Source organism: Ruegeria sp. HKCCA0235A (assembly GCF_013033235.1).
Classification (GTDB): domain Bacteria; phylum Pseudomonadota; class Alphaproteobacteria; order Rhodobacterales; family Rhodobacteraceae; genus Ruegeria.
In genome coordinates this window covers 1-2,568 of record NZ_WQDQ01000027.1, presented here as the reverse complement: position 1 = coordinate 2,568, position 2,568 = coordinate 1, and the positions used below count along the sequence as shown (strand labels likewise).

The following is a 2,568-nucleotide window of genomic DNA, read 5'->3' as shown; positions in this document are numbered from 1 at the left end:
AAGATCAGACATGTCACCACTCTTATTTCCGCCGGTGAATCATTCACATGAGCGGCAATCAATGGGTCCTGACCCTAGAGCCCTCCTCTTTCGCGCATTCAATTGCATCAAGAATCGTCTCCACTGCTCGCCCAAATCGCTGACGGCTTGCAAAAATCAGGCGGTCAGTGAGGTTTCTTTCCCTCGACAGTTTCAACTCAGCAACATCACAAAAGCTCTCAATTAAGCCCAGCAAGTCCGAATTATCTTTTCCCGCCACAAGAGGTGAAGGTACGACCTTCGAGAAACGCCGATTAACTTGAGGGTCGTAGCTTGTGATTTCGGACAAGCGTTCTGTGCCACTGAGGATCGGGATGATCGCGGAGTCGTTTTGCATCAGCGACTTCAACATCTTCAACATGTCTTCAATTTCACGTGCAGAGCCAGACAGAAACATGTCATGCGCCTCGTCAAACCACAGAACAACAATCCCAAGCAGTGCTAGACGGTGCCGAACAAGCCTCCACAGCTCCCATGCTGTCAGCCGCATGGAGACTTCTGTTAAACCCGTTGCAGTTAAAACCTCACGTCCAAGGCTTTTTAGAGTGGCCGGGCTTGGTACCTGGATACAAAAATAGCGAGGCCAATCCTCACCTGATCGCGGTTTCAGCGCAGAATGATTGGACAGTACATGGTTTACTGCGGTTGTTTTACCACCGCCAGAAGCCTCAATGATTGCAACACCTTGTGTTTCAAGATTTCCGGTAAACCTGCGTGGTTCCGGAATAGGGTCTCCGTTGCCGTCCTTCTTCAGAAGGCGGTTAAGTTGCCGTAGGATTTCACCATCGCGCTCAGTGTCAATATGGTACGAACGAAGTTTCTCCAACGATCCAACTACGGATTTGGCCCCAGCATCGCTCATTTTTCATCCCCCTTATTAGTCAACCAGCGGCGTTTGGGAGATGAACTTTTTTTCAAAGGTGGGTCAGAGAGTTCGGTCGTTCCTTGGCGCTCTGGCTCAGAAGGCTCCAGAACCTGTCCATACTGGCCACCTCGCGCCTCTGGTTGCTTTTCAGAAACGCTCACATGAAAACCAGAAAAATAATCTTTTTCGGTCGCGGCATACCGCTCCTCACTCCAGTTTTGAGCGATCAACCCGAACTCCATACGACGATCCGAGTTCATGTTGCGAATGGCATTTACCGCCCGGACCACAACTTCCTCACGCCATTTCAGCTTCTTTGGATCGGCGGCACGGAGGCTGCGGCGGGCTTCAGTCCACAACTGAGCGTGAAGGCCTGAAAACCCGGAAAGTACAGATGGTACGTGATGCCAGACGCCTTCCAGCTGCACTTCGACTGCGCCTAGATCATATGGAAGCCAACGGACTTCAACATCCCGTTTTCCCACTGAATTGTACCAGCGCGCAAGAGTTTCCGAATGATATCGAAGTCCAAGAACTGTAACGCCATATTTGTCCACGCATCGACTTAGATGCGTACCAAAGGCAAGTCGGTCGTCCCGTTCACAAGGGCTCGACTTGAGAGCGTAGTTCCCTTTCTCGTGATCATCTTCCCACTGCTGGAGCGGGGTTTTCCCGTGCAAACCTGAATGAGGTGTGTTGTGATAGATATCAACGACCCAGCGAACGAGAGCAAAACACAGATCCTCAGTCGTCAAGCAAGCGAGGTCTTCAGCGGGATGGTCACCTCGTTCGAACGCTGACGAGAAGGTGCGGCCATTTAGACGGTGCAACAAAGTGGATGCAGCTGTTCTAAAAACCCGCTCTACATTTCCGCGCATGCCGGGAAGACCCGCAATTGATCGCTCCAGAGTAATTCCCAAATCAGCACATGCATCAGAAAACCGTCCTGCCTTAAAGGCAGGTCCGTTATCCGTCACAAGCATTTCAGGAGTTCCAGCGATACCCCAGTCAGAAAGAGCCCCGACAGCGTCAGCCCACTTTCCTTTGTCCATGGTCGTCATTCGCAAGCACTCAAGAGCGGCGCTATTTTTCGGGTTGCGAGAGAGCTTCAAACCCACGATACATTTAGTACGGCAATCAATTGCGGCAGTTACCCACCATCGGCTCCGAGTGTTGTCCAATCCAAGTTCGACTAGCTCGTCGTCAGCAAACAAATGACGAAGCCCAGCGTCGGCCATGATAGTGACCAAGTCAATTTTCCACTCGTCCATCTCAACTCGTTCGAATGGGCGATCAACCTGAAGCCCCTGTCCAACTGGCTTGATACGTTTTTGTGCTTCCTGACATCCATATCTCGCCCGTGTAACTTCAAGAAAGCAGAGACTGTTAATAGCCAACCTCACGGCCTCACGAGAAGGGACTCGCATAGCTGGCAGACCGTTGCATTCGCGCTCAGAGTTCGCCTCATGGAATGCCACTTTCACATCCTGAAAGGTATTCATTTTCGTCGGCCTATTAAGAGATAGGTAGCTTTCCCTGACGGTCTTCATCAGCAACTCCCGCTCCTTGGGATTAAAGTAGCTATTGTGAGCCTCCCCAACTGAACGGGTCCACCGTTATGTTTAGGAAACGGAGGACTGAGAATGGCAAACAAGCGACCGAAG

General features: G+C 51.2%; 2 protein-coding genes. Both read right to left on the bottom strand.

Features of this window, described 5'->3' with window-relative positions; genetic code table 11:
• Positions 1–58 precede the first annotated feature (58 nt).
• Positions 59–901, bottom strand: coding sequence for a TniB family NTP-binding protein (locus tag GOW56_RS21630; protein WP_171207159.1), 843 nt, complete (start codon positions 899–901; stop codon positions 59–61).
• Positions 898–2,454: a Mu transposase C-terminal domain-containing protein gene (locus GOW56_RS21625; RefSeq protein ID WP_254447282.1), complete on the bottom strand. Its 1,557-nt coding sequence runs from the start codon at positions 2,452–2,454 to the stop codon at positions 898–900. Before GOW56_RS21625 ends, GOW56_RS21630 begins: the two co-directional genes overlap by 4 nt.
• Between the last annotated feature and the right edge of the window lie 114 nt (positions 2,455–2,568).